The organism is Acetatifactor muris, assembly GCF_024623325.1.
In the GTDB taxonomy this organism is placed as follows: Bacteria; Bacillota; Clostridia; order Lachnospirales; family Lachnospiraceae; genus Acetatifactor; species Acetatifactor muris.
Window position 1 is genome coordinate 51,196 of record NZ_JANJZD010000019.1, and the last position, 20,449, is coordinate 71,644.

Annotated in this window: 16 protein-coding genes and 1 pseudogene; 5 read left to right on the top strand and 12 right to left on the bottom strand. The window is 49.5% G+C overall.

Going from position 1 to position 20,449, the window contains the following annotated elements; all coding sequences use genetic code 11:
• Positions 1-105: 105 nt before the first annotated feature.
• Positions 106-831 (top strand): LytR/AlgR family response regulator transcription factor, encoded by a 726-nt coding sequence (locus NSB25_RS17495; RefSeq protein WP_103240806.1) that lies wholly within the window; start codon positions 106-108, stop codon positions 829-831.
• Entirely contained in the window at positions 831-2,210 is a 1,380-nt protein-coding gene (locus tag NSB25_RS17500; protein ID WP_103240805.1) for a sensor histidine kinase, read from the top strand. Before NSB25_RS17495 ends, NSB25_RS17500 begins: the two co-directional genes overlap by 1 nt.
• A 27-nt stretch (positions 2,211-2,237) precedes the next feature.
• Here NSB25_RS17500 and NSB25_RS17505 read toward each other — a convergent pair whose 3' ends face one another.
• From NSB25_RS17505 to NSB25_RS17540, 8 genes and pseudogenes are all read right to left on the bottom strand, one after another.
• The gene (locus tag NSB25_RS17505; RefSeq protein ID WP_103240804.1) at positions 2,238-2,840 is read right to left on the bottom strand and encodes a hypothetical protein; all 603 of its coding nucleotides are present in this window, start codon (positions 2,838-2,840) and stop codon (positions 2,238-2,240) included.
• A 91-nt stretch (positions 2,841-2,931) separates the two neighbouring features.
• Positions 2,932-3,543: a DUF4317 family protein gene (locus tag NSB25_RS17510; protein WP_103240803.1), complete on the bottom strand. Its 612-nt coding sequence runs from the start codon at positions 3,541-3,543 to the stop codon at positions 2,932-2,934.
• A gap of 83 nt (positions 3,544-3,626) precedes the next feature.
• Positions 3,627-3,824, bottom strand: a pseudogene (locus tag NSB25_RS17515) (aminoglycoside 6-adenylyltransferase); the annotation flags it as partial.
• A gap of 30 nt (positions 3,825-3,854) precedes the next feature.
• Positions 3,855-5,570, bottom strand: a complete 1,716-nt coding sequence (locus NSB25_RS17520) for an AAA family ATPase (RefSeq protein ID WP_172455182.1) — start codon at positions 5,568-5,570, stop codon at positions 3,855-3,857.
• On the bottom strand, positions 5,570-7,276 hold the full coding sequence (locus tag NSB25_RS17525; RefSeq protein WP_103240858.1) for an AAA family ATPase: 1,707 nt from the start codon (positions 7,274-7,276) through the stop codon (positions 5,570-5,572). The genes NSB25_RS17520 and NSB25_RS17525 overlap by 1 nt, the downstream gene beginning before the upstream one ends.
• A 418-nt stretch (positions 7,277-7,694) precedes the next feature.
• Complete coding sequence (gene ilvD / locus NSB25_RS17530) at positions 7,695-9,440, bottom strand: dihydroxy-acid dehydratase (RefSeq protein WP_103240801.1); 1,746 nt, start codon at positions 9,438-9,440, stop codon at positions 7,695-7,697.
• Between the two features lie 163 nt (positions 9,441-9,603).
• A complete protein-coding gene (locus NSB25_RS17535; protein ID WP_103240857.1) occupies positions 9,604-10,962 on the bottom strand; it encodes a GntP family permease in 1,359 nt (452 codons plus the stop codon).
• Between the two features lie 270 nt (positions 10,963-11,232).
• Entirely contained in the window at positions 11,233-12,117 is an 885-nt protein-coding gene (locus NSB25_RS17540; protein WP_242982513.1) for a helix-turn-helix domain-containing protein, read from the bottom strand.
• A gap of 275 nt (positions 12,118-12,392) precedes the next feature.
• Here NSB25_RS17540 and melA point away from each other — a divergent pair, with 275 nt between their 5' ends.
• The 3 genes from melA (at position 12,393) to NSB25_RS17555 (ending at position 16,750) form a co-directional block, all read left to right on the top strand.
• On the top strand, positions 12,393-13,883 hold the full coding sequence (gene melA, locus NSB25_RS17545) for an alpha-glucosidase/alpha-galactosidase (protein ID WP_103240799.1): 1,491 nt from the start codon (positions 12,393-12,395) through the stop codon (positions 13,881-13,883).
• A 210-nt stretch (positions 13,884-14,093) separates the two neighbouring features.
• On the top strand, positions 14,094-15,668 hold the full coding sequence (locus NSB25_RS17550; protein WP_103240798.1) for an AAA family ATPase: 1,575 nt from the start codon (positions 14,094-14,096) through the stop codon (positions 15,666-15,668).
• Between the two features lie 38 nt (positions 15,669-15,706).
• Positions 15,707-16,750: an NAD-dependent epimerase/dehydratase family protein gene (locus NSB25_RS17555; protein ID WP_103240797.1), complete on the top strand. Its 1,044-nt coding sequence runs from the start codon at positions 15,707-15,709 to the stop codon at positions 16,748-16,750.
• Positions 16,751-16,895: 145 nt separating this feature from the next.
• Here NSB25_RS17555 and NSB25_RS17560 read toward each other — a convergent pair whose 3' ends face one another.
• The 4 genes from NSB25_RS17560 to NSB25_RS17575 all read right to left on the bottom strand — a co-directional run bounded on the left by NSB25_RS17560 (position 16,896) and on the right by NSB25_RS17575 (position 20,435).
• A complete protein-coding gene (locus NSB25_RS17560) occupies positions 16,896-17,042 on the bottom strand; it encodes a type II toxin-antitoxin system YoeB family toxin (RefSeq protein WP_103240796.1) in 147 nt (48 codons plus the stop codon).
• A complete protein-coding gene (locus NSB25_RS17565) occupies positions 17,035-17,250 on the bottom strand; it encodes a hypothetical protein (protein ID WP_103240795.1) in 216 nt (71 codons plus the stop codon). The genes NSB25_RS17560 and NSB25_RS17565 overlap by 8 nt, the downstream gene beginning before the upstream one ends.
• Entirely contained in the window at positions 17,237-18,967 is a 1,731-nt protein-coding gene (locus tag NSB25_RS17570; RefSeq protein WP_103240794.1) for an AAA family ATPase, read from the bottom strand. The genes NSB25_RS17565 and NSB25_RS17570 overlap by 14 nt, the downstream gene beginning before the upstream one ends.
• Before the next feature lie 340 nt (positions 18,968-19,307).
• Positions 19,308-20,435: a DegT/DnrJ/EryC1/StrS family aminotransferase gene (locus NSB25_RS17575; protein ID WP_103240793.1), complete on the bottom strand. Its 1,128-nt coding sequence runs from the start codon at positions 20,433-20,435 to the stop codon at positions 19,308-19,310.
• Positions 20,436-20,449 lie beyond the last annotated feature (14 nt).

The window sequence follows — 20,449 nt, forward strand, 5'->3', positions numbered from 1 at the left end:
AAGCCGAGAAAACAATTGCTTTCCTCATAGCCGGATGATATAGTAAAAGCAGCTCCTATTCATAAGAGCCATTACATTATCCGATTTTGGAAAACTGGAAAACCTATGAAAATAGCCATTGTAGACGATGACCCGCAAGACCTCCGCAAGCTGACAGAGATGATGCAAAGCGCCCTGGGCATCCTGGGTCATTACGACAACCTGATCGATGCTTTTCCCGGTGCCGAAGAGCTGCTGCCGGCATGGACGGCCGGAAAATACGAGCTTATTTTACTGGATATCTACATGGGCGGCATGCACGGAATCGATGCCGCCCGTATGATCCGGCAGCAGGACAGAGACGTCCACCTGGTCTTCTGCACTTCCGGCAACGACTTTGCCAGCGAGAGCTATGAGGTGGAAGCCCACGATTATCTACGCAAACCGGTCTCGGAGGAATCTATCCTGAAAATGTTAAAACGGCTGAATCCGGAAGACCATGAATTCAGCCGCTTTGTCACACTGCCTGACGGCAAGAATATTATCCTGCGGAATATCCTCTATACGGATTATCACAATCATGTGGTGACGATTCATAATAAAAAGGACGGGCCCATCCAGACGCGCATCTCACAGCTGGAGCTGGAGAACCTGCTGTGCCGGAATTCCGCTTTCCATTGCTGCCATAAGGGAGTCATCGTAAATTTTTATGAAATTGCCGCCCTGAACGAAAACATCATCACATTGAGCAACGGAGAAAATCTGTATATCAGCCGCAGAAAGGAAAAGGAAATCCAAAACGCCTATGCGCTTTTTGTGTTTGAACGGATGAGAAAGGAGATGCGGGAATAATGTATGTCACATTTGGCAGAATCGCGGAAATCGCCCTGTACTCCGCACTGAATTTTCTGCCCTATCTGGGGTCTGCCCTCTATCCGTTCCGAAACAGCCTGCGTTATTCCATGCGAAAGACTGTCCTGCTGGCCGCTTTGGTCACCCTTTTACAGGTTGCGCTGGGATTGCTGGCGGCATTTTCCCTCGTTCATTCAGGAATCCTCAGCGCGCTCAGCACCATTGTCTACTGCGCTTTTTATTTTTGGGCCGTCAGGACCCATCCGGGCAAAGTCCTATTTATGCTGCTCATGTTTTCCAACATTGCAAACTGCATAGTCGTCTGCTCCAAATGTATCGAAGGGCAGCTCTTTCCCGGGCTGGCAGTGCAGCCCTACCGTTTATCCTTTTCCGCAGTCATGGCTGTCGTCCAGCTGATCGCATTGATTCCCCTGTTTTTCTACTACCGGAAAACATTCACCGAAATCGTTGAGATGGATGCGGAGATTTCCGCATGGAAATATCTCTGGCTGGTTCCCGCTACGTTCTATCTGGTCTGGTTCTATCATTTGTATGCCAATACACAGTCCAGCCTGGAAATCGCCCTGCAGCCGGCCCATGCGCTGTTTCTGCTTTCCATCAATGCGGGCGCTTTCCTGATTTATCACATGATCGCACTGCTGATCATTGAATATGACCGGAACAGCAGACTGGAAAAAATGAACCACGCCCTGACCCTTGAGACGCTGCAATACGAAAATCTGCAGGAAAAAATCAGGGAAACCAGACAGGCGCGCCATGACCTGAGGCACCACATCACTGTCATGACAGGCCTGCTGAACGAAGGAAATGCCGAAAAGCTGAGAGCTTATCTGGATGGCTACCGGGAATCGCTTCCCGATGATGCCCCTGTATCTTTCTGCCGCAACGGTACAGTGAATCTCCTGCTGCAGCATTTCTCCCAGCAGGCTAAGCTTGCCGGCATCCGCTTCACCGCCTATGCGAACATTCCCGAGAATCTTCCCATAGCGGAACATGACCTGGCCGTGATCCTGGGCAATCTGCTGGAAAATGCGGTGGATGCCTGCTCCATGCAGAAAAGCATGAACCGCAAAATCATTTTCCGCGGGAAATTCACCCCTGGAAAATACGAAAACAGTTCTCTGGTCTTCACCATAGATAACACCTTCGAGGGAGATCTTGATCCCTCCGGGGACGGCAGCTATCATTCCACGAAACACAGGGAACCTGGTATCGGCCTGTCCTCCGCAAAGCACATCACAGCTCGCTATAAAGGGGTCCTGCAGACGGAACAAAAGGACGGAATCTTTTGCGCCTCAGTCCTGTTAAATTTATCTTCATCCCAAAAACGCTCTGAAAAAGGAGCTGTCGGGAAATAGCTGTACCCCCTGACATTATGCAGCCGGCTACATCGGCAGCTTTTCATAAATCCTGTCCGCCAGAACGGTTCTGGCTTCCTCCCTGCCAGGCAGCATCTGCGGGTTTATGGACCACTCTCCGGCAATCTTCAGCACATCCTCCTCGTCTATCAAGTCAAATCCTTCTTCAAAGAGATCTTCCTCTTTTTCCGCATAATGCAGAGACAAATTCTTTTCCGCATCGGAACGCTCCCCCATACATCCGAAAAGCTCCCCGTCCGCATAGGAATACAGTCTGACCATTTTGTTCTGCACTGCCTTCGCAAAGGCATACCCGTCCGACACCCTATGGGATGCGAAGTAACAGACTTCCTGTGCCTGTTCTCCAATCCTGCCCATTACATCCACAAGCGCATCCACCTCCGTGAAATCCCACAGAGCATTCCCGATCAGGAAAACCCATCCGTCATACGGGCCTGACAACATGACTCTGCTCTTTTGCATCTCCATCCTCTCCGCCGATGCCTCTTTCCATCCTGCCTCCCGTACAGGTTTAAGTTCAGGACAACAGGAAAGAATCCTGTCAATGTCTGCCCCCTTTATCGCAAACCACATTTCCTTATACCCGAAACTTTCTTCAATTATTGCCATTTTCTACACCTTCTCTTCCGGCCGTTTTTAACCACCGCATCCCATTCCGTATTCTTTCATAATCGCTGTTCCTGTAAAAGAATCTGCCCCCTTACAAAAGCATCTTCGCTATACCTTCATGCCCCTCTTCGGAGAACAAATTGATACCTTCCGTGTCCCCGGCCCTGTCCCGGAATTCCGGAAACAGGAAGCCTGCCTCCGGCTCCCCTGCTTCGTAATCCCCCGTCACAGGACAGATGGCGCAGATCAGGAAACTGTACACCTCTTCCGACTCCCGTTGCTGCACTTTATCGCTTCCCTTCAGGGGCACGTCGTAATTCCCGTGAAAAATATAAATGCCATAGGCAAAACCGGGCTGATACCGCTCCCCTATGTATTCGTACAGGGACAGCAGCAGGGCATCGTTCTTCAGTTCGCAGTCCCGCAGCGCCATAAGCAGCTGCCAGACGCTTCCCGGACGCCTGCTTTCCGGCCCGAAGCGGTAATTCTTCAGCGCCCTGTTTGTATCCGCAAAAAGCACGGCCTTTGCCAGTTTCAGATGCTTTGTCTTGTCCGCACCGGAGAGCTTTTGAAAATGGGTATTGAAGGTGCCGTCCACAAAGCCTTCCTCATCCATATAGGCCCCTGCTATCCTGCCGAAACAGTTTCTGGCCACGGTCATCCTTCTGGTAAGCTCCAGCATATCCTCCCGATTAATCTGCATAATTCCTCTCCTTCTGCCATTTTACATAGCCGCTGTTCTTCTCATCATAGTCCGGATACGAATACCCCAAAAAGCAGGCTACTGTAGTCCACATCCGTGGGCACCGGGGGCTTCTGTACCCGGCCGTCCTTATCCAACAGCAACTCCACCAGTTTATCCCAGGTAAAATATTCCTCCAACAGCTCCAGGGGCAGCAAAGTCAGGTCTATCTTCACGCCGTCCGCAAACAGCATCAGGTAAGAATAACCACTCTCCTCTGCAGGAAACAGTTCCATATCCCGGCTCGCTTCAACCTGCGTGTCTTCCGTTCCTTACTTCTCCGGCGCTTCCCAGCCCTGGTGCTTCCCAAACCGCACCTCACAGTCCTTCCGGTAAAAGGAAATTCCGTAACAGTCCATCTTCCGGTAGCCCTCCGCCCGCAGTTCATCCATATACTTTTTATCGTAAATCTGCTGCACTGCCCTGTCCGCGTCCGCCTCCAGATCGTCGATGGTCCTCGAAACCTTTAATTCCAGAACAAAGGCTCTCCCGCGCAGGGACGGGCTTTTCACCATGATGTCGCTTCGCCCTCTCCCCGACTCCCGGTTGGATGTCACCAGGTAATCCTCGCTCTGACTCAGAATCCCGGCCAGAAATCCGTGATAGAAGTTTTCCGCGCTGTCGTAAAAACTGATAGTGGAGAACAATTGGCTGTTCAGAATTTCTCCCATTTTTTCAGCGTTTCCGTCTTCCATGGCCCGGTACAGATCTCGGAAGTCCTGTTTTTCTATCTTTTCCCTCATCCAGTTCATAATCGTATTTTCATATATCGTTATCACTTCCGTATTCGGTATCCTGACCTGCACATAGATAGAGGATTCCCTGAAATACTCCCCTTTCTTCGTCAGATATCCGGTAAAATAAAGGAAGTTCCACAGGTTCTCTCCCCTGCCGCGCATGTCCTCATATGTGATCTCTTCATGTACCTGCACATCCAGGCTTCCTCCGCTTAAGAGGGTCTCTATCTGCCCTTTGGTCTCCCTGTCCGCCTGGGCTATCATATCCTTTATAATGTCGTTGGAACTGGTGTTTACCCAGTACGAACGGGGAAAGGCATTGCTGTCCGCAGCCAGATCATACATATAGTTAATCACACTCCAGGGATTGTAAACCTCCGTATCGCCGAAAGTGTATCCGTCATACCATTCTTTCATGGTCGGAAAGCGTTTTTCCACTTCATAATAAGCCATCATTCGCAGAACTTCCGTTTCCGTGAAGCCAAAATGTTCGCTGTACTGGCGGTCCATCACAGAGATGATCCGCAGGTGATTTAAGCCTGTAAATATGCTCTCCTTCGATATTCTCAGGCAGCCAGTAATCACTGCAAACTGCAGATAGTCATTGGTCTTCAGCGCTGATTCGAACAGGGAGCGGATAAAATCCACCATCTCCTCGTAGAACCCCCTGAAATACGCATTTTCCAGGGGTACATCATATTCATCAATCAAGATAACCGTGTTTTTTCCCGTAACCTGCTGCAGGCATCTGCTCAGAAATTTAAGGGAACCGGAATACTCGTCCTTTTCCGCTTCCTCTTCTGCGATCTCCCGGAATTTCCGCTTATCAGCCTCCTTAAGTTTATCGCTCTCCAGCACATACCAATGCCGCTTAAACTCCTCCGAAATTTCCCTTTTCAGTTTCCTGTGCGCGGATGCAAAGGTGGGCTGCTTTGCCGATTTCAGCGTCAGATTTATCACCGGATACCTTCCCATTTGCTCCGTATACCCGCCGCCGGACTCCATGATTTTCAGTCCCTGAAATAACGCCCGATTCTGCCCATTCCGCTCCTCGTCCCCCGTGTCCTCAAAGAAGTACCTGAGCATGCTCAGGTTCAGCGTCTTGCCGAACCGCCGGGGGCGGGTGAAGAGGTTCACCTCCCCCTTTAAATCCATCAATTCTTTGATCAGCATGGTTTTATCGATATAGTAATAGCCGTCCCTGATTATTTTTTCAAAATTATCTATGCCTATCGGCAATGCCTTTTTCATCACCGCACCTCGCCTTTCCCAAACCGCACCTCACAGTCCTTCCGGTAAAAGGCAATTCCGTAACAGTCAATCTTCCGATAGCCCTCTGTCCGCAGTTCATCCATATACTTTTTATCGTAAATCTGCTGCACTGCCCTGTCCGCGTCCGCCTCCAGATCGTCGATGGTCCTCGAAACCTTTAATTCCAAAACAAAGGCTCTCCCGCGCAGGGACGGGCTTTTCACCATGATGTCACTTCGCCCTCTCCCCGACTCCCGGTTGGATGTCACCAGGTAATCCTCGCTCTGACTCAGAATCCCGGCCAGAAATCCGTGGTAGAAGTTTTCCGCGCTGTCGTAAAAACTGATAGTGGAGAACAGCTGACTGTTCAGAATCTCTCCTATTTTTTCGGCGTTTCCGTCTTCCATGGCCCGGTACAGATCTCGGAAGTCCTGTTTTTCTATCTTTTCCCTCATCCAGTTCATAATCGTATTTTCATATATCGTTATCACTTCTGTATTGGGAATGCGTACCCTGGCGAAAACATATTTTCCCAAAAAATATTCCGACGCTTTTGTCAGATACCCGGTAAAATAAAGGAAATTCCACAGGTTCTCTCCCCTGTCATGCATATCCCCGTACGTAACCTCCTCATGTACCTGCACATCCAGGGTCTCACCACTCAACAGCCGCTCTATCTCTCCTCTTGTCTCCCTGTCCGCCCCGGCAACCATATCCTTTATGATATCATTGGAACTGGTGTTTACCCAGTACGAACGGGGAAAGGCATTGCTGTCCGCAGCCAGATCGTACATATAGTTAATCACACTCCAGGGATTGTAAACCTCCGTATCGCCGAAAGTGTATCCGTCATACCATTCCTTCATGGTCGGAAAGCGTTTTTCCACTTCATAATAGGCCATCATCCGCAGAACTTCCGTTTCCGTGAAGCCAAAATGTTCGCTGTACTGGCGGTCCATCACAGAGATGATCCGCAGGTGATTTAAGCCTGTAAATATGCTCTCCTTTGATATTCTCAGGCAGCCTGTAATCACCGCAAACTGCAGATAGTCATTGGTCTTCAGCGCTGACTCGAACAGGGAACGGATAAAATCCACCATCTCCTCATAGAAACCGCTGAAATAGGCATTCTCCAACGGCACATCATACTCGTCCATCAGAATAACCGTCTTCCTGCCTGTGATCTTATACATGCACCTGGCAAACAGCTTCAGGGAACCACGCACCTGCTTTTCGTCTGCCTTTTCGTCCGCGATCTCCAGATATTGCTCATATTCCCTTGCGGTAAGCCGTTCCCTTCCCTGTTCTACAACTTCCCGGCGCCTGTCGAATTCAGCGGCTATTTCTGCGCGTATCATATAGAGGGCATTCTCCAGACTTCTCTGTTTTGCCGATTTCAGCGTCAGATTTATCACCGGATACCTTCCCATTTGCTCCGTATACCCGCCGCCGGACTCCATGATTTTCAGTCCCTGAAATAACGCCCGATTCTGCCCATTCCGCTCCTCGTCCCCCGTGTCCTCAAAGAAGTACCTGAGCATGCTCAGGTTCAGCGTCTTGCCGAACCGCCGGGGGCGGGTGAAGAGGTTCACTTTTCCTTTTAAATCCAACAGCTCCTTTATCAGCATGGTTTTATCCACGTAGTAATATCCGGTCTTTATGATATCTTCAAAATTATCTACACCTATTGGCAATGCCTTTTTCATCATTCCACCCCCATTCGGTCACACAGCGCACACTCTCCAGATTACTTCTGATCTCATCTGCCGAAAACGCAGTCGGCAGCGCCTTTTATCTGTCAATATTATACCATGATTATAGTTCAATCATGGTATGGATGGCCATTCGGCCGTTTTCTGCCACGAGTATGTGCATATTATACCCTAATCCAACTCATTTCACAATCAATACTTTGCGGCAGTCTGCGCAGGCACTGCCCCCGAAGCGCACCTCCAGCCCTGGCATCCCTTTCGATTTTACCGGCCAATGCAAATGCCACTCCCAAATGCAATTTCCTGTTATAGTCTTTCTAATAAAGGGTGCTGGATAGAAAACATTATAAAAGGACATGACGACAGCTATCTTAGCTTTTCTCCATGTCCTTTCATATGCAGTAACTCTTCCTTAATACTCCAGATACGCTCCCTTCATGGGGCTTGCCGCATGCTGGCTGAAAAGTCGCAGCGCACCGCTTTTGTACTTCGGCTCCCGGGGCTTCCAGTTCCTGCGGCGCTCTTCCAGTACCGCCGCCACCTCTTCCATGGTTCTGCGCTCTCCATCGATACCGATGATATTCAGCTTCCGCGCTTCCACATCGATCTCAATCAGGTCACCTTCCTCCACAAGGGCTATGGGACCGCAGTCTACTGCCTCCGGACTGCAGTGCCCGATCACCGGTCCTGTGGATGCACCGGAAAATCGTCCGTCCGTAATCAGCGCAATGCTCTTCCCCAGCTCCTTATCGCTGCTGATTGCCTCAGAAGTATAGAACATCTCCGGCATTCCGCTGCCCTTCGGGCCCTCATAGCGGATGAACACCGCGTCGCCCTTCTGCACCTTATGTTTCAGCACCGCATCCAGACATTCCTCTTCACTGTCAAAAGGTCTCGCTCTCAGAACCGCCCGGAACATTTCCTTCGGGCAGGCCGTATGCTTGATGACCGCCCCTTCCGGAGCCAGGTTTCCTCTCAGTATGGCAATGCTGCCGTCCGTGCCGATTGCCTCGTCATAAGGGCGAATGATGTCTTCCCGGGTCAGGGAAACCTGATACCGTTTATTGAATTCTTCCAGCCATTTTTCACATCTTTCATAGAAGCCATTCCGCTTCAGCTCATCCAGATTCTCTCCCAGTGTCTTCCCGGTCACAGTCATTACATCCAGGTGCAGATGCCCGCGAATTTCTTCCATGATGGCCGGTACACCTCCCGCATAGTAGAAGCATTCTGCCGGCCAGCGTCCCGCAGGGCGGATGTCCAAAAGGTATCTGGCATTTCTATGCAGTCTGTCAAAGGTGTCTCCCGTGATTTCAATGCCAAATTCATGAGCAATGGCCGGAATGTGCAGCAGACAGTTGGTACTTCCCGAGATCGCCGCATGTACCAGAATCGCATTCTCAAAGCTCTCCATGATGACTATATCCCCCGGCCGCATATCCGGCATGGAGGCAAGTTTCACCGCCAGTGCACCTGCCTCCCTGGCAAATGTAAGCAGGTCCGGACTGGTAGCCGGCATCAGCGCACTTCCCGGCAGAGCAAGTCCCAGCGCCTCCGCCATAATCTGCATAGTGGAAGCCGTGCCGATGAAAGAGCAGGCACCGCAGCTGGGACAGGCATTGCATTTTGCCCAGTTCAGCTTCTCCTCGTCAATTTCTCCCCGCTGGTACTGAGCGCTGTACTTGCCCAGCTGCTCCAGCGTCAGCATTTCCGGTCCGGCATTCATGGTCCCTCCCGGCACCACAACGGCAGGAATATTCACCCGCGCAAGTCCCATCAGGTTTCCCGGCAGTCCCTTGTCACAGCTTGCCAGATACACTCCTGCGTCAAAAGGGGTGGCATTGGCATGAATCTCAATCATATTGGCAATCATCTCCCGGCTGACCAGACTGTAGTTAATCCCATCTGTCCCCTGGCTCTCCCCATCGCAGATATCCGTGCAGTAATAACGCGCGCCGTGGCCTCCTGCCTCTTCGATTCCTTTTCTCACCTCTTCCACCAGAATGTTCAGGTGTCCGCTTCCCGGATGGCTGTCTCCGTAGGTGCTTTCAATCATCACCTGGGTTTTCGACAGATCTTCCGGCTTCCATCCGGTTCCTATCCGAAGCGGATCCAGCTCCGGTGCATTTTTACGCATCTCCTGACTTCTCAGTTCCATCTCTCCTCTTCCTTTCCTTCCCTGTTGTGTCGGTTTCTTCCAGATGCACCGCCCTTCCCCCCCGGAGAAAAAACGGCACACTCCTGGAATCCCCCATTCTGCAGGAAACCATATTTGTAACAGTTCCGGCAGCTTGCGGAACTGTTACCTGATCCTGCGATTCCTATGCAAAAAACGAAATAATCAGCGCCACCACAAATCCGGTTCCGCCCACCAGTGTCTCCATAACGGTCCAGGTCTTCAGAGTCGTCTTTTCATCCATTCCCACCAGAGACTTCACCAGCCAGAAGCCGGAGTCATTAAAGTGAGAGCAGACAGTTGCGCCGCCTGCCACCGCCGCTGTGGTGCAGGCCAGATACAGCGGAGACAAATCTGCGATTCCCGGCATTGCCGCGATAATACCTGCCGCCATGGTCATGGCAACCGTCGCCGAACCCACACAGATTCTCACCAGAGCAGCCACAATAAAAGCCACCACCACAATGGGAAGCTTCGCGGAAGACACTGCATTGCCGATCAGGTCGCCAAGCCCCGAATACTGCAGCATATACCGAAGCACACCACCACACGCTGTCACCAGGAGAATCAGTCCCGTAGGCTCCAGAGACTTTGTCATAATCTTTTCCAGTTGTTCCATTTTATATCCATGTCCCAGACCGAGAATCAGCATAGCGGCAATGGTGGCAATCAGAAGCGCCACAAAAGGTTCGCCCAGGAAGCCGAAAATCGGCGCCAACCCGCTCAGTGCCGGAACCACTCCCGCCACAGAGTCGAGAATGATCAGTACCAGCGGAATCAGTATGATTCCCACAATTGTCCAGAAATTGGGCAGCTTTGACTCATCAAAATCTTCCTGCTTTGCCACGTGCTCCGGAACCGGAACCATGTATTTATTTCCGCAGATGGCACCCCACACAGGGCCTGCCACCACCATGGCAAAGATGCCGCAGACAACTCCTACCATAATAACCCAGCCCAGCTCCACATCCAGCATGGTTGCCACCAGAACCGGTCCCGGTGTGGGCGGAATAAACGCATGACCAACCGCAAGTCCCGCCAGAAGCGGAATCGCATAGAACAGAGAGGAGCGATTGGTTCTCTTGGCAAGGGAAAAGGCAAGCGGAATCAAAATAATCAGACCGGCGTCAAAGAATACCGGCATGGCAATGACCAGGCCCGTAATGCCCAGCGCCCAGGCCGCTTTTTTATCGCCAAACCACTTCACCATGCTGACGGCCAGCGTCTGGGCCCCGCCGGAGGCCTCCAATATGGCGCCGAACATGGAGCCTAAGCCTACCAGCAGTGCAATTCCCTTGAGGGTATTGCCGATACCGTCATTTACGGCCGTCACTATGTTCTCAAAAGGCATGCCTGCCCCCAGTCCTATGACAATCGCCCCCACCAGAATGGCAACCATTGCCTGTACCTTAAACACAATAATTAATAACAGCAATACCGCGAGTCCTACGATTGCCGCAATCACCAACCTTGTAGGATTCAGTTCCAGAGCTTCTCCAACCATACCTATGACCTCCTTTTTCATTTTACAGTCCCCGCGTCGCGAATCCTGCAATCATGATTCCATTATATAATTCCGTAAATTTTCAGACAATACATCTGCTGTATTTAGTTGGATTTCCATTATTTGCACAAAAAAGAAAGATTTCCGGCCTGCAGAATCTCTCCTTTTTTGTACATTATATCCAGCTCATTCCATCTTCCGTTGTATTTTCCCCCTGTACTTCCCCGGCAGACCATATCCCCCTTTCAACGCCTGTAATCAGAATCCCCGTCAAATCTGCATCTTTGAATAGCCCTCTCTCCTGACATACTCTCGAAACTGTGCCGGTGTCATATCCATGTGCTTTTTAAATACCTTACCGAAATAATTCGCATTGGCAAAACCACATTCCACCGCAATTTCCTCGATTGTTTTTTCCGTGGCAGTCAGCAAATCCACCGCATTGTCAAGGCGCGCCCTGGTCAGATAATCAATGGCTTTTATCCCTGTCTCCCTGTAGAATTCCCGGGAGAGATGGCTCTGACTCACCTTCAGAAATGCCGCCGCATCCGATATGCCTATGGGATTCATATAATGCTTCCGGATATAATCTCCTGCCCTGGCCCCCAGAGAAGAGCCCTCACCTGCTTTGTTCCCCGGTATTGTGTCTGTACAGAGAAGACACAGAAATTCAAATGTTTTGCTGCTGAGCCAGAAAGGATTCCTGACCATCCCCTCTCTGGCCATGACATGTATCTCAAAAAGCAGCCGGACAGCCTCGTGGGAACGGGGCAATGAAAAAATCTGTCCCAGATACCTCTCTATCTGCCGGCAGTACCGTTCCGCCCCATGACATTCGAACATGATAAAAAGGAATTCCCAGGGGGCCTGACTGCGCTTCTCGTCGAAATAATAGCTCTCCTCTCCCGGAAGCTTCAGAAAAAAAGCCTTCTCCTCATCCACCGGCTGCTCCTGACCGTTTATTTTTACCGTTCCACTTCCGCTCAGCGTATATTGAAACAGCCAGGCCGGTCTCCGCTCCCGATTCTCCCAATAATAGCCGGAAGAGCACCTCTTTTCCCTTCCTATGGCAGTCAGCTGCACAAAAGGATTCTCCACATCCTCCAGGAAATGAAAGGCATAGTTGTCCAGAATATCTGTGTCTTTTTTGTACATCAAAAAATTACCTCTTCTCATCAAATAGTTACCGTTGAAAAGTATTGTTCTTTTCTCTATCATAAAGGCAGATGATGACTTTCTCTGCCGTTTTTTCCTGAGATGAGTATAGCATTTTACTGCTATAAAGTAAATCCTATTGTCTGGCCATGCCGTAAAAAGTAACCCGTATTTTTCATGACAGCAGTTCAGGCAGATCACGGAACCGTCGCTTACAGGTATCGGCATCATAAGTCACAGAGTATCATCAAAAAATTACATAAGGAGGCAATATCATGTCCTTTAAAGTAGCGTTTATAGGCGCCGGAAGCATCGGCTTTACCAGAGGTCTTCTGGCAGATATCCTGACAGTGCCGGAATTTCGCGACATTGAAGTATCATTTACTGACATCAATCCCGACAACCTGCGGATGGTGACGCAGCTCTGCCAGCGGGATATCGACGAGAACGGTCTGAATATCCGAATCCATGCCACGTTGGACCGCCGGGAGGCTTTCCAAGATGCAAAATATGTCATCAACTGCGTCCGGATTGGTATGCTGGAAGGCTTTGAAACCGATGTGGAAATTCCTCTGAAGTACGGTGTGGACCAGTGCGTGGGCGATACCCTCTGCATCGGCGGCATTATGTACGGCCAGCGGGGAATTCACGCCATGCTGGGTTTCTGTAAGGACATTCGGGAGGTGGCTGCCCCTGGCTGTATCCTGTTAAACTATTCCAATCCCAACGCCATGGTCACCTGGGCCTGCAACAAATACGGAAAAGTCCCCACCTACGGTCTCTGCCACGGCGTTCAGCACGGCCATGACCAGATTGCAAAAGCCCTGGGACGAAAAAAAGAAGACGTGGATATCATCTGCGCAGGCCTGAATCACCAGACCTGGTACATCAGTGTGAAAACAGACGGCGTGGAACGGACCGGAGAACTCTATGAACTGATGAAACAGGCAGATTTCGCAAAAGATGAAAATATCCGCCTTGATGTAATGCAGAATTTCGGCTATTATTCCACCGAATCCAACGGACATCTGTCAGAATATCTGATGTGGTACCGAAAGCGGCCGGAGGAGATGGAAAAGTGGATTAACTACAGTTCCTGGATTCAGGGGGAAACTGCCGGGTACCTTCGGGTATGTCGTGAGAGCAGAAACTGGTTCGAGACAGACTTCCCCAACTGGCTCCGGGAGCCGGCCAGAAAATTTATCCCGGAGAAACGTTCCAGCGAGCACGGAAGCTATATCATAGAAGGTCTGGAGACTGGCCGCATCTACAGAGGCTGCTTTAATGTCATGAACAACGGCACCATCACCAATCTGCCTGAGGAATGTGTGGTGGAAGTCCCCTGCTATGTGGATTACAACGGCATCTCCATTCCGAAAGTAGGGGATCTGCCTCTGGGCTGTGCCGCCATCTGTTCTGCAAGTGTATGGGTGCAGAAGCTGGCCGTGGAGGCGGCCGTACAGGGAGATATCCGTCTGCTTTACCAGGCAGCCATGATGGATCCTCTCACCGGCGCAGTGTGCACCCCCGATGAAATCCGCCAGATGGTGGACGAAATGCTTGTGGCAGGAAAAGAATGGCTGCCTCAGTACAGCCGTGAAATTCCACAGGCGGAAAAAAGGCTGGAAAACAGACCGGTCCCCTGTCGTCCTGTAAAAGGCTTTAAACAAACTGTAAAAACAGTGGAGGAAATGGCAGAGGAAAAAGCGAAATACCGCGCGCTGGCTTCTGCGGCCGCCAAAGAAAATGTGAAAGACAGCCAATGAGCGGGAGCCGCCAGATATTTTCATTGAGGATATCATTCTAATTTACCTTGCCTCGCCCCCGGCTTCATGTTAAAATAAACGTAACAGTTCGGACAGCTTCTGAACTGTTACGTTTTCATTTGTCCGGAAAAGCGGTTTGTCGTTGTTATATTTCCCATTATAATTACATTAAAAAGAAATCGTTTTATCTGCTGGAAGGAGAAGTACCAGATGGGAATCTATGTGAACCCGGTAAACAGGGCTTTTATCATGTCAAGATTTTCTGAGATTTATATAGACAAAAGTATGCTGATTGAGCGAATAAACGAATTGTATAATACAGAAAAGCGTTTTATCTGTGTCAGCAGACCCCGTCGCTTCGGAAAATCTATGGCCGCGAATATGTTAGCCGCCTATTACAGCCGGGGCTGTGATTCGGCAAAGCTTTTTGCCGGCTTGAAAATAGAAACAGCAGCCTCTTTCCCGCACCACTTAAACCGTCATAATGTCATTCGTCTGGACATCCAGCAGTTTCTGGAATCCAGACGGGACCTCCCCACATTTATTGCCGAAATTGAACGGGCCGTCAGGGAAGAACTGGCAGAGGTTTTTCCCGAATGTGGTGAGTTTCCTGCCGATTCCAGGCTTAAAACTGTGCTGAACAAAGTTTTCAGCCGGACCGGACAGAGCTTCATTTTCATTATCGACGAGTGGGACTGTGTATTCCGCGTTGCAAAGGAACAGCAGGAAACGCAGAAGGAATATCTTGATTTCCTCAGGGGGCTTTTCAAAGGCCAGGATTATACGGAACTGGTGTATATGACGGGAATCCTGCCTGTCAAAAAATACGGGGAGCATTCAGCTCTGAATATTTTTGATGAGTATTCCATCATCGAGCCAAAGGGACTCGGAGCGTATTTTGGCTTTACTGAAGAAGAGGTACGGCGGGCCTGTCAGAGGCATAGTCTGGATTATACAGAAATGGAAAAATGGTATAACGGCTACCTGCTGGAAGGCAGCCATATTTATAATCCTAAATCCGTTGCGGATGCATTGATCTGGAAAAAATTCAAAAGCTACTGGACTGGCACTGAAACATATGAGGCACTGAAAATTTATATTGATTTGAATTTTGACGGACTTCGGGAAGCAATTATCGGAATGCTGAGCGGCATTCACTTTCAGATAGACACTTCTACTTCCCAGAACGACATGACCACTTTTCGGACAAAAGATGATGTCCTGACCCTGCTTATCCATCTGGGATATCTTGCATATGACGAAAACGCAGAAGAAGTCTTCATTCCCAATCAGGAAATCGCCCAGGAGTTCCTGCGGGCAATCAAAATCGGCGGATGGGATGGACTTATGCAGGCTTTTCGCCAATCCGAGGAGCTCCTGAAACACACCTGGGCTCTGGATGGAAAAGCAGTAGCCGAAGGCATGGAAACAATCCATAACGAAACCGCCTCCATGCTGAAATACAACGATGAGAATTCCCTCACCTGTACCGTTCTGATTGCATATTACAGCGCCAAAGCATACTATCTGAATCCCGTTCTGGAGATGCCTTCTGGAAAGGGCTTTGCCGATGTGGTATACTTGCCCAGGCGAAATACACACAGACCTGCTCTGGTGGTGGAACTGAAATGGGATAAATCGGCGGAAGGCGCCTTGCAGCAGGTGAAAGATAAACAGTATGCCCACTGGTTAAAAGGGTATACCGGCGATATTCTTCTGGTCGGGATAAATTATGACCGGGAATCCAAAGCTCATGAATGCGTCATTGAAAAATATATATGTTGAAAACAATAGAATACTGTAGCGTGAAAGGAGCAGTTATCATGAAGAAAGCATTGTTTATCGGCGGAACAGGAACCATCAGCACTGCCATTGTAAATCGACTGACTCAGGATCCCCTCTGGGAAGTCTGGCTCCTCAATCGGGGAATCCACAAGAGAGATTTACCGGACAACGTCCGCCTGATTACCGCAGATATCCACAACGAACAGGATGTGGCTGAAAAGCTAAAGGATCTCACCTTTGATGCCGTCTGCGAATTTATCGGTTTTACTGTAAAAGATGTGGAACGGGATTACAGACTTTTCCAGGGTAAGACAAAGCAGTATATTTATATAAGCTCTGCCTCCGCCTATCACAAGCCTGCGGCAAATTATATCATCACGGAGGGAACCACCCTTGCCAATCCCCACTGGCAGTATTCCAGAGATAAAATTGTCTGCGAAGAATTTCTGATGCAGAAGTATCGGGAAGAAGGGTTCCCTGTCACAATCGTAAGACCCAGCCATACCTATGACGAGCGGAGAATTCCTCTGGGCGTACACGGAGACGGCGGTTCCTGGCAGGTAATCAGACGTATGATGGAGGGAAAGCCTGTCATCATTCCGGGCGACGGCACCTCCCTGTGGACCCTCACCTTCAACCGGGATTTCGCCATCGGCTACACCGGCCTGATGGGAAACCGCCGGGCCATCGGAGAAGCTTTCCATATCACCGGTGACGAGGCCCTGACCTGGAACCAGATTTATGCAACTGTGGCAGATGCCCTGAACGTAAAGCTGAACGCCTGTCATGTGTCATCCGAGTTCCTGGCCGCAGCCGGCATTCCGTACGGCTATGATTTCGAAGGCAGCCTCATTGGTGACAAAGCTGTCTCCGTTGTCTTCGACAACACCAAATTAAAAAGGGTAGTGCCAGACATGAGAACTACTGTCCGTTTCGACCAGGGTGTACAGATTGCTCTTGACTATATTCTGGCCCATCCGGAAGAATGTCAGACGCCGGATCCGGCTTTTGACGCCTGGTGTGATCGGGTGATTAATGTGCTGGAGAGAGCGAAAAAGGAGATGGAAGACAGCGGGAAGTAAGTCTGCGGATATCTGAGAATGTTATGGAGGCGGCAAATGTAGATCAAATTTTTCTGTTACGTTTGCCGTTTTCTGCTTTCGGCGGTTTCAGATTTTCTGTCTAAATCAGGCAACACATATAAACTACTTGTCATTATAATGGCCTCTACGGTTCCGGCTTTCCGGCACCAGCAAAAGGAGAGCGACTTATTGCTTTCAGTAAATCATTGATCTTCCTGAGTGTCTTTTTATCCTGTCCCTGCCAGTAAATATAATCGCTCCATCCGTCTTCCGTGAAGTTATAGTCACTCATCTTCCGCCAGTTCCTCCAATTCCTCCATCGTTTTCACTACAAGCTTGCCTTCTTCTGCCTGTCTGAAAGAATGATGAAGACGTTCCATTTTTGATTCGGAATAAAATGGATCTATTGGAGCTTCTATTGTAAACGGAATGCGCCTCAGCCTTAATGCAGTCAGATTTCTTTCAAACAGAATAACACTGGGAAAGTTACTTCCGAACATCTCCCCATACCCTGTCGGCTCCGCCGATCAGCACTTTCTTCCCACAGAATGCAAAACCATACTTCCGGATCCGCTCTTCCGAAATTCCCCCTGCAATCAGGTCCGCCTGATATTCCTTCTCCTCAATCTGCCGCAGCGCCGCCTGCACCGTGTCAGAAAGCTCCTTTTCCTCCTCACTCTGGACCTTGAACTCGATAATAATTGCGTGCCCTTTATAGTCCTTCGGTTCCAGCACCACATCGTACCTGCCAAAGCCGCTCTCCCGGTTGGAAGTCACCGTATACCGGTCGGAAAGTTCAACCATCAGTCCCAGGACGAAGCCATGGTAAAAGCGTTCCGGTTCTTCCTCTGACGGGCTCTTTCCCGTATCGAAGTAGCTGAATGACTGTAAGGCCACCTTATTCATATAAGTATTCATCCCCTTCACATCATCAGCCATCAGCGCCTGAAGGAAAGCGTTGTTCACCCTGCGACATCCGTTAAACCAGCCTTCTATCATCCGCGCAAACATAACCCGGACCTCCAGATTGGTAAGCTTCAGCTCAAATTCCGCCTTTCCCTGTGCAACATTAAATTCATGGCGAACCATCTTCAGATACCCGCTGGCAAACAGGAGGCTCCACACCGCATCATCTCCCCCGGAATGTCCTCCTTCCGTATCCAACAGACTGAAGACAATCTGCTCATCCATTTCGGTACAAAATGTTTCACCCCGCAGCAGACCCTCCATTGTCATTTTGATTTCCGGACTCCCTTCCCGGATTAGAAGTCCAACCAGGCTGTTGCTGCTGGTATTCGCCCAGTAAGTGCCAATCTCCCTTTTATCCAGAAAATGCGTAATTGACCATGGATTATAAATATCCGTCATTTTTCCAAAGGTAAAGCCATCATACCAGTCTTTTACCTGTTGTTTTTGATTTGATAAACCAAATTCATCCAACGAGCCAAATACTTCTTCTTCCGTAAATCCAAAGCAATCCGCATACTTTTCTGATGTTGCCGTGACCACTTCCAGATTATTCATATCGGAAAAAATAGACTCTTTACTGATCCTGGTAATACCCGTCATAACCGCGCGTCCCAGACAGGAATTCGTTTTAAAAGTGGAATTGAACAGACTTCTGATAAAGAATACCATTTCCTTCCAATATCCGCTTACATATGCTTCCTGCATGGGTGTGTCGTATTCATCCAGCAGAACAATCACCTTTTTCCTATAATATCGACAAAGAAAGTCCGATATCCTGTGAATCGCCCATATCGCTGTCTCTTCCTCCATGTCCCATCTCACACTTCGGTAATAGGCCTTCTCACTTTCTGTCAAAAGTTCACTGTCAAGCAAAAAGAGATTCTGATTGTAAATTTCTTCCAAAATGTGATTGACAGATTGCTTCGCTGCCCGAAAATTAGTATCCTTTACATTGGCAAAGGACAGGCTGATCACCGGATAGGTCCCCTGCAGCTGTCGATATTTTTCATCTTCCCAAATGCAGAGCCCCTCAAAAAGGTCGCCTCTCTCCGCATACCTGACCGAAAAAAACTTCTCCAGCATACTCATGTTCAATGTCTTGCCAAAGCGCCTGGGCCGCGTGATCAAAGTCACACTGTCTCCGCTCTCCCACCAGTCCCGTATCAGCTTTGTCTTGTCAATATAGAAACACCCTGTCTCCCGAACTGTCTCAAAGTCCTGATTCCCAATGCCCACCTTTTTTCTCATAATGGGAGCTCCTTTCCTGTAGTTACCGGCTTATCTGTCCCTGAATCATATCATTTTTATAGTATATCCTTTCCTGCACGGCCAAACTCACCTTTACAATACTCCAATGCAGTTGATAACTTGATTTTAGCATAGTTGGTTGGAAGAATCCATCTTATTTTCGAGATTATCCGTTGACCACAGTGCCGGCTTAAGATAAAATGGCTATATGAGACAGAATTAAGATAATGGAAGTAAAAGCAGGGAATACAGAAAGGAACATTGTACAGATAAGTTAACCCGGCTGTTTGAGAAGGAGCAGGCGTTTTATCTTGATAAATGCAGATATTTTTACTGATATTCAGTGAACATACGCTTTTATCTCTCTGATCACTTCTTCCTGCTCCTCCGCCGTCAGATAAGGGTGCATTGGCAGCGCCAGCACTCTCCGGCACAAATCCGCTGTCACGGGCAATTCCACCTTGACGCAGTCAAGCCCTGCAAATGCTCCCTGCATGCTCATGGGTCTGGGATAATATACCATTGTGGGAATTCCCTTCTCCTTCAGATATGCCTGTAATCTGTCCCGCTCCTCTTTATCCTTCAGCAGAATGGAATACTGTGCCCAGCTGGAGTAAAATCCTTCTCTGACAATCGGAGCCTTCACCACTTCACGCAGTCCTTCCGTATAACGGTGGGCAACTTTATTCACATCCGTCAGCTCATATTCGTCAAAAGCCTTTAACTTTACCTGCAAAACCGCCGCCTGCAGTGTATCCAGCCTGGAATTCATTCCAATTCGCACATTGTCGTATTTGTCCGCACCTTTCCCGTGAATGCGGTAAGAACGAAGCAATGCCGCCCATTCATCGTTGTCGGTAAAAATTGCGCCGCCGTCTCCGTAACAGCCCAGGGGCTTCGCCGGGAAAAAGGAAGTGGTGGATATGTCTCCAAAGCTGCAGGCCCTGCGCGCTCCGATTCGCCCCCCAAAGCCCTGGGCGCCGTCTTCCAGAATGAAAAGATTATACTTCTCCGCAATCTGGCGAATCTCCGGGTAATCTGCCGGCTGTCCGAACAGGTCCACCGCCACGATTACACGCGGGGTTAACTTTCCTTCTCCCTTTACCTGCAGAATGGCTTCTTCCAGCGAGGATGGGGACATGTTAAAAGTGTCTTCTTCCACGTCTACAAATATGGGAACTGCCCCTTCATAAGCCGGTGTCTCTCCGGATGCAAAAAAAGTGAAATCCGGCACGAACACAGCGTCTCCCGGGCCGATGTTCCAGACCATCAGCGCAAGAGTCAGGGCGTCGGTTCCGTTACCGCAGGTGATGCAGTGCTTTGTTCCCACGTAAGCGGATAATTGTTCTTCCAGTTCGGTTACCTGGCTGCCGGAGATGAAGTTCCCGGTGGTCAGGACCTGCTGGATTGCGGGGGCCATTTGTGGTTTTAAAATTTGGTATTGTTTCTGTAAATCTCGAAATTGCATAGTGTTTTATATCC

Excerpts from the sequence above, each read along its gene's own strand:
- NSB25_RS17525 (WP_103240858.1), bottom strand. The coding sequence starts at position 7,276 with ATGAAAAAGGCATTGCCAATAGGTGTAGATAATTTTGAAGATATCATA.
- NSB25_RS17495 (WP_103240806.1), top strand. The coding sequence starts at position 106 with ATGAAAATAGCCATTGTAGACGATGACCCGCAAGACCTCCGCAAGCTG.
- NSB25_RS17560 (WP_103240796.1), bottom strand. The coding sequence starts at position 17,042 with ATGAGTGACTATAACTTCACGGAAGACGGATGGAGCGATTATATTTAC.
- NSB25_RS17565 (WP_103240795.1), bottom strand. The coding sequence starts at position 17,250 with ATGTTCGGAAGTAACTTTCCCAGTGTTATTCTGTTTGAAAGAAATCTG.
- NSB25_RS17535 (WP_103240857.1), bottom strand. The coding sequence starts at position 10,962 with ATGGTTGGAGAAGCTCTGGAACTGAATCCTACAAGGTTGGTGATTGCG.
- NSB25_RS17540 (WP_242982513.1), bottom strand. The coding sequence starts at position 12,117 with ATGTACAAAAAAGACACAGATATTCTGGACAACTATGCCTTTCATTTC.
- melA (WP_103240799.1), top strand. The coding sequence starts at position 12,393 with ATGTCCTTTAAAGTAGCGTTTATAGGCGCCGGAAGCATCGGCTTTACC.
- ilvD (WP_103240801.1), bottom strand. The coding sequence starts at position 9,440 with ATGGAACTGAGAAGTCAGGAGATGCGTAAAAATGCACCGGAGCTGGAT.
- NSB25_RS17555 (WP_103240797.1), top strand. The coding sequence starts at position 15,707 with ATGAAGAAAGCATTGTTTATCGGCGGAACAGGAACCATCAGCACTGCC.
- NSB25_RS17520 (WP_172455182.1), bottom strand. The coding sequence starts at position 5,570 with ATGAAAAAGGCATTGCCGATAGGCATAGATAATTTTGAAAAAATAATC.
- NSB25_RS17505 (WP_103240804.1), bottom strand. The coding sequence starts at position 2,840 with ATGGCAATAATTGAAGAAAGTTTCGGGTATAAGGAAATGTGGTTTGCG.
- NSB25_RS17575 (WP_103240793.1), bottom strand. The coding sequence starts at position 20,435 with ATGCAATTTCGAGATTTACAGAAACAATACCAAATTTTAAAACCACAA.
- NSB25_RS17550 (WP_103240798.1), top strand. The coding sequence starts at position 14,094 with ATGGGAATCTATGTGAACCCGGTAAACAGGGCTTTTATCATGTCAAGA.
- NSB25_RS17510 (WP_103240803.1), bottom strand. The coding sequence starts at position 3,543 with ATGCAGATTAATCGGGAGGATATGCTGGAGCTTACCAGAAGGATGACC.
- NSB25_RS17500 (WP_103240805.1), top strand. The coding sequence starts at position 831 with ATGTATGTCACATTTGGCAGAATCGCGGAAATCGCCCTGTACTCCGCA.
- NSB25_RS17570 (WP_103240794.1), bottom strand. The coding sequence starts at position 18,967 with ATGAGAAAAAAGGTGGGCATTGGGAATCAGGACTTTGAGACAGTTCGG.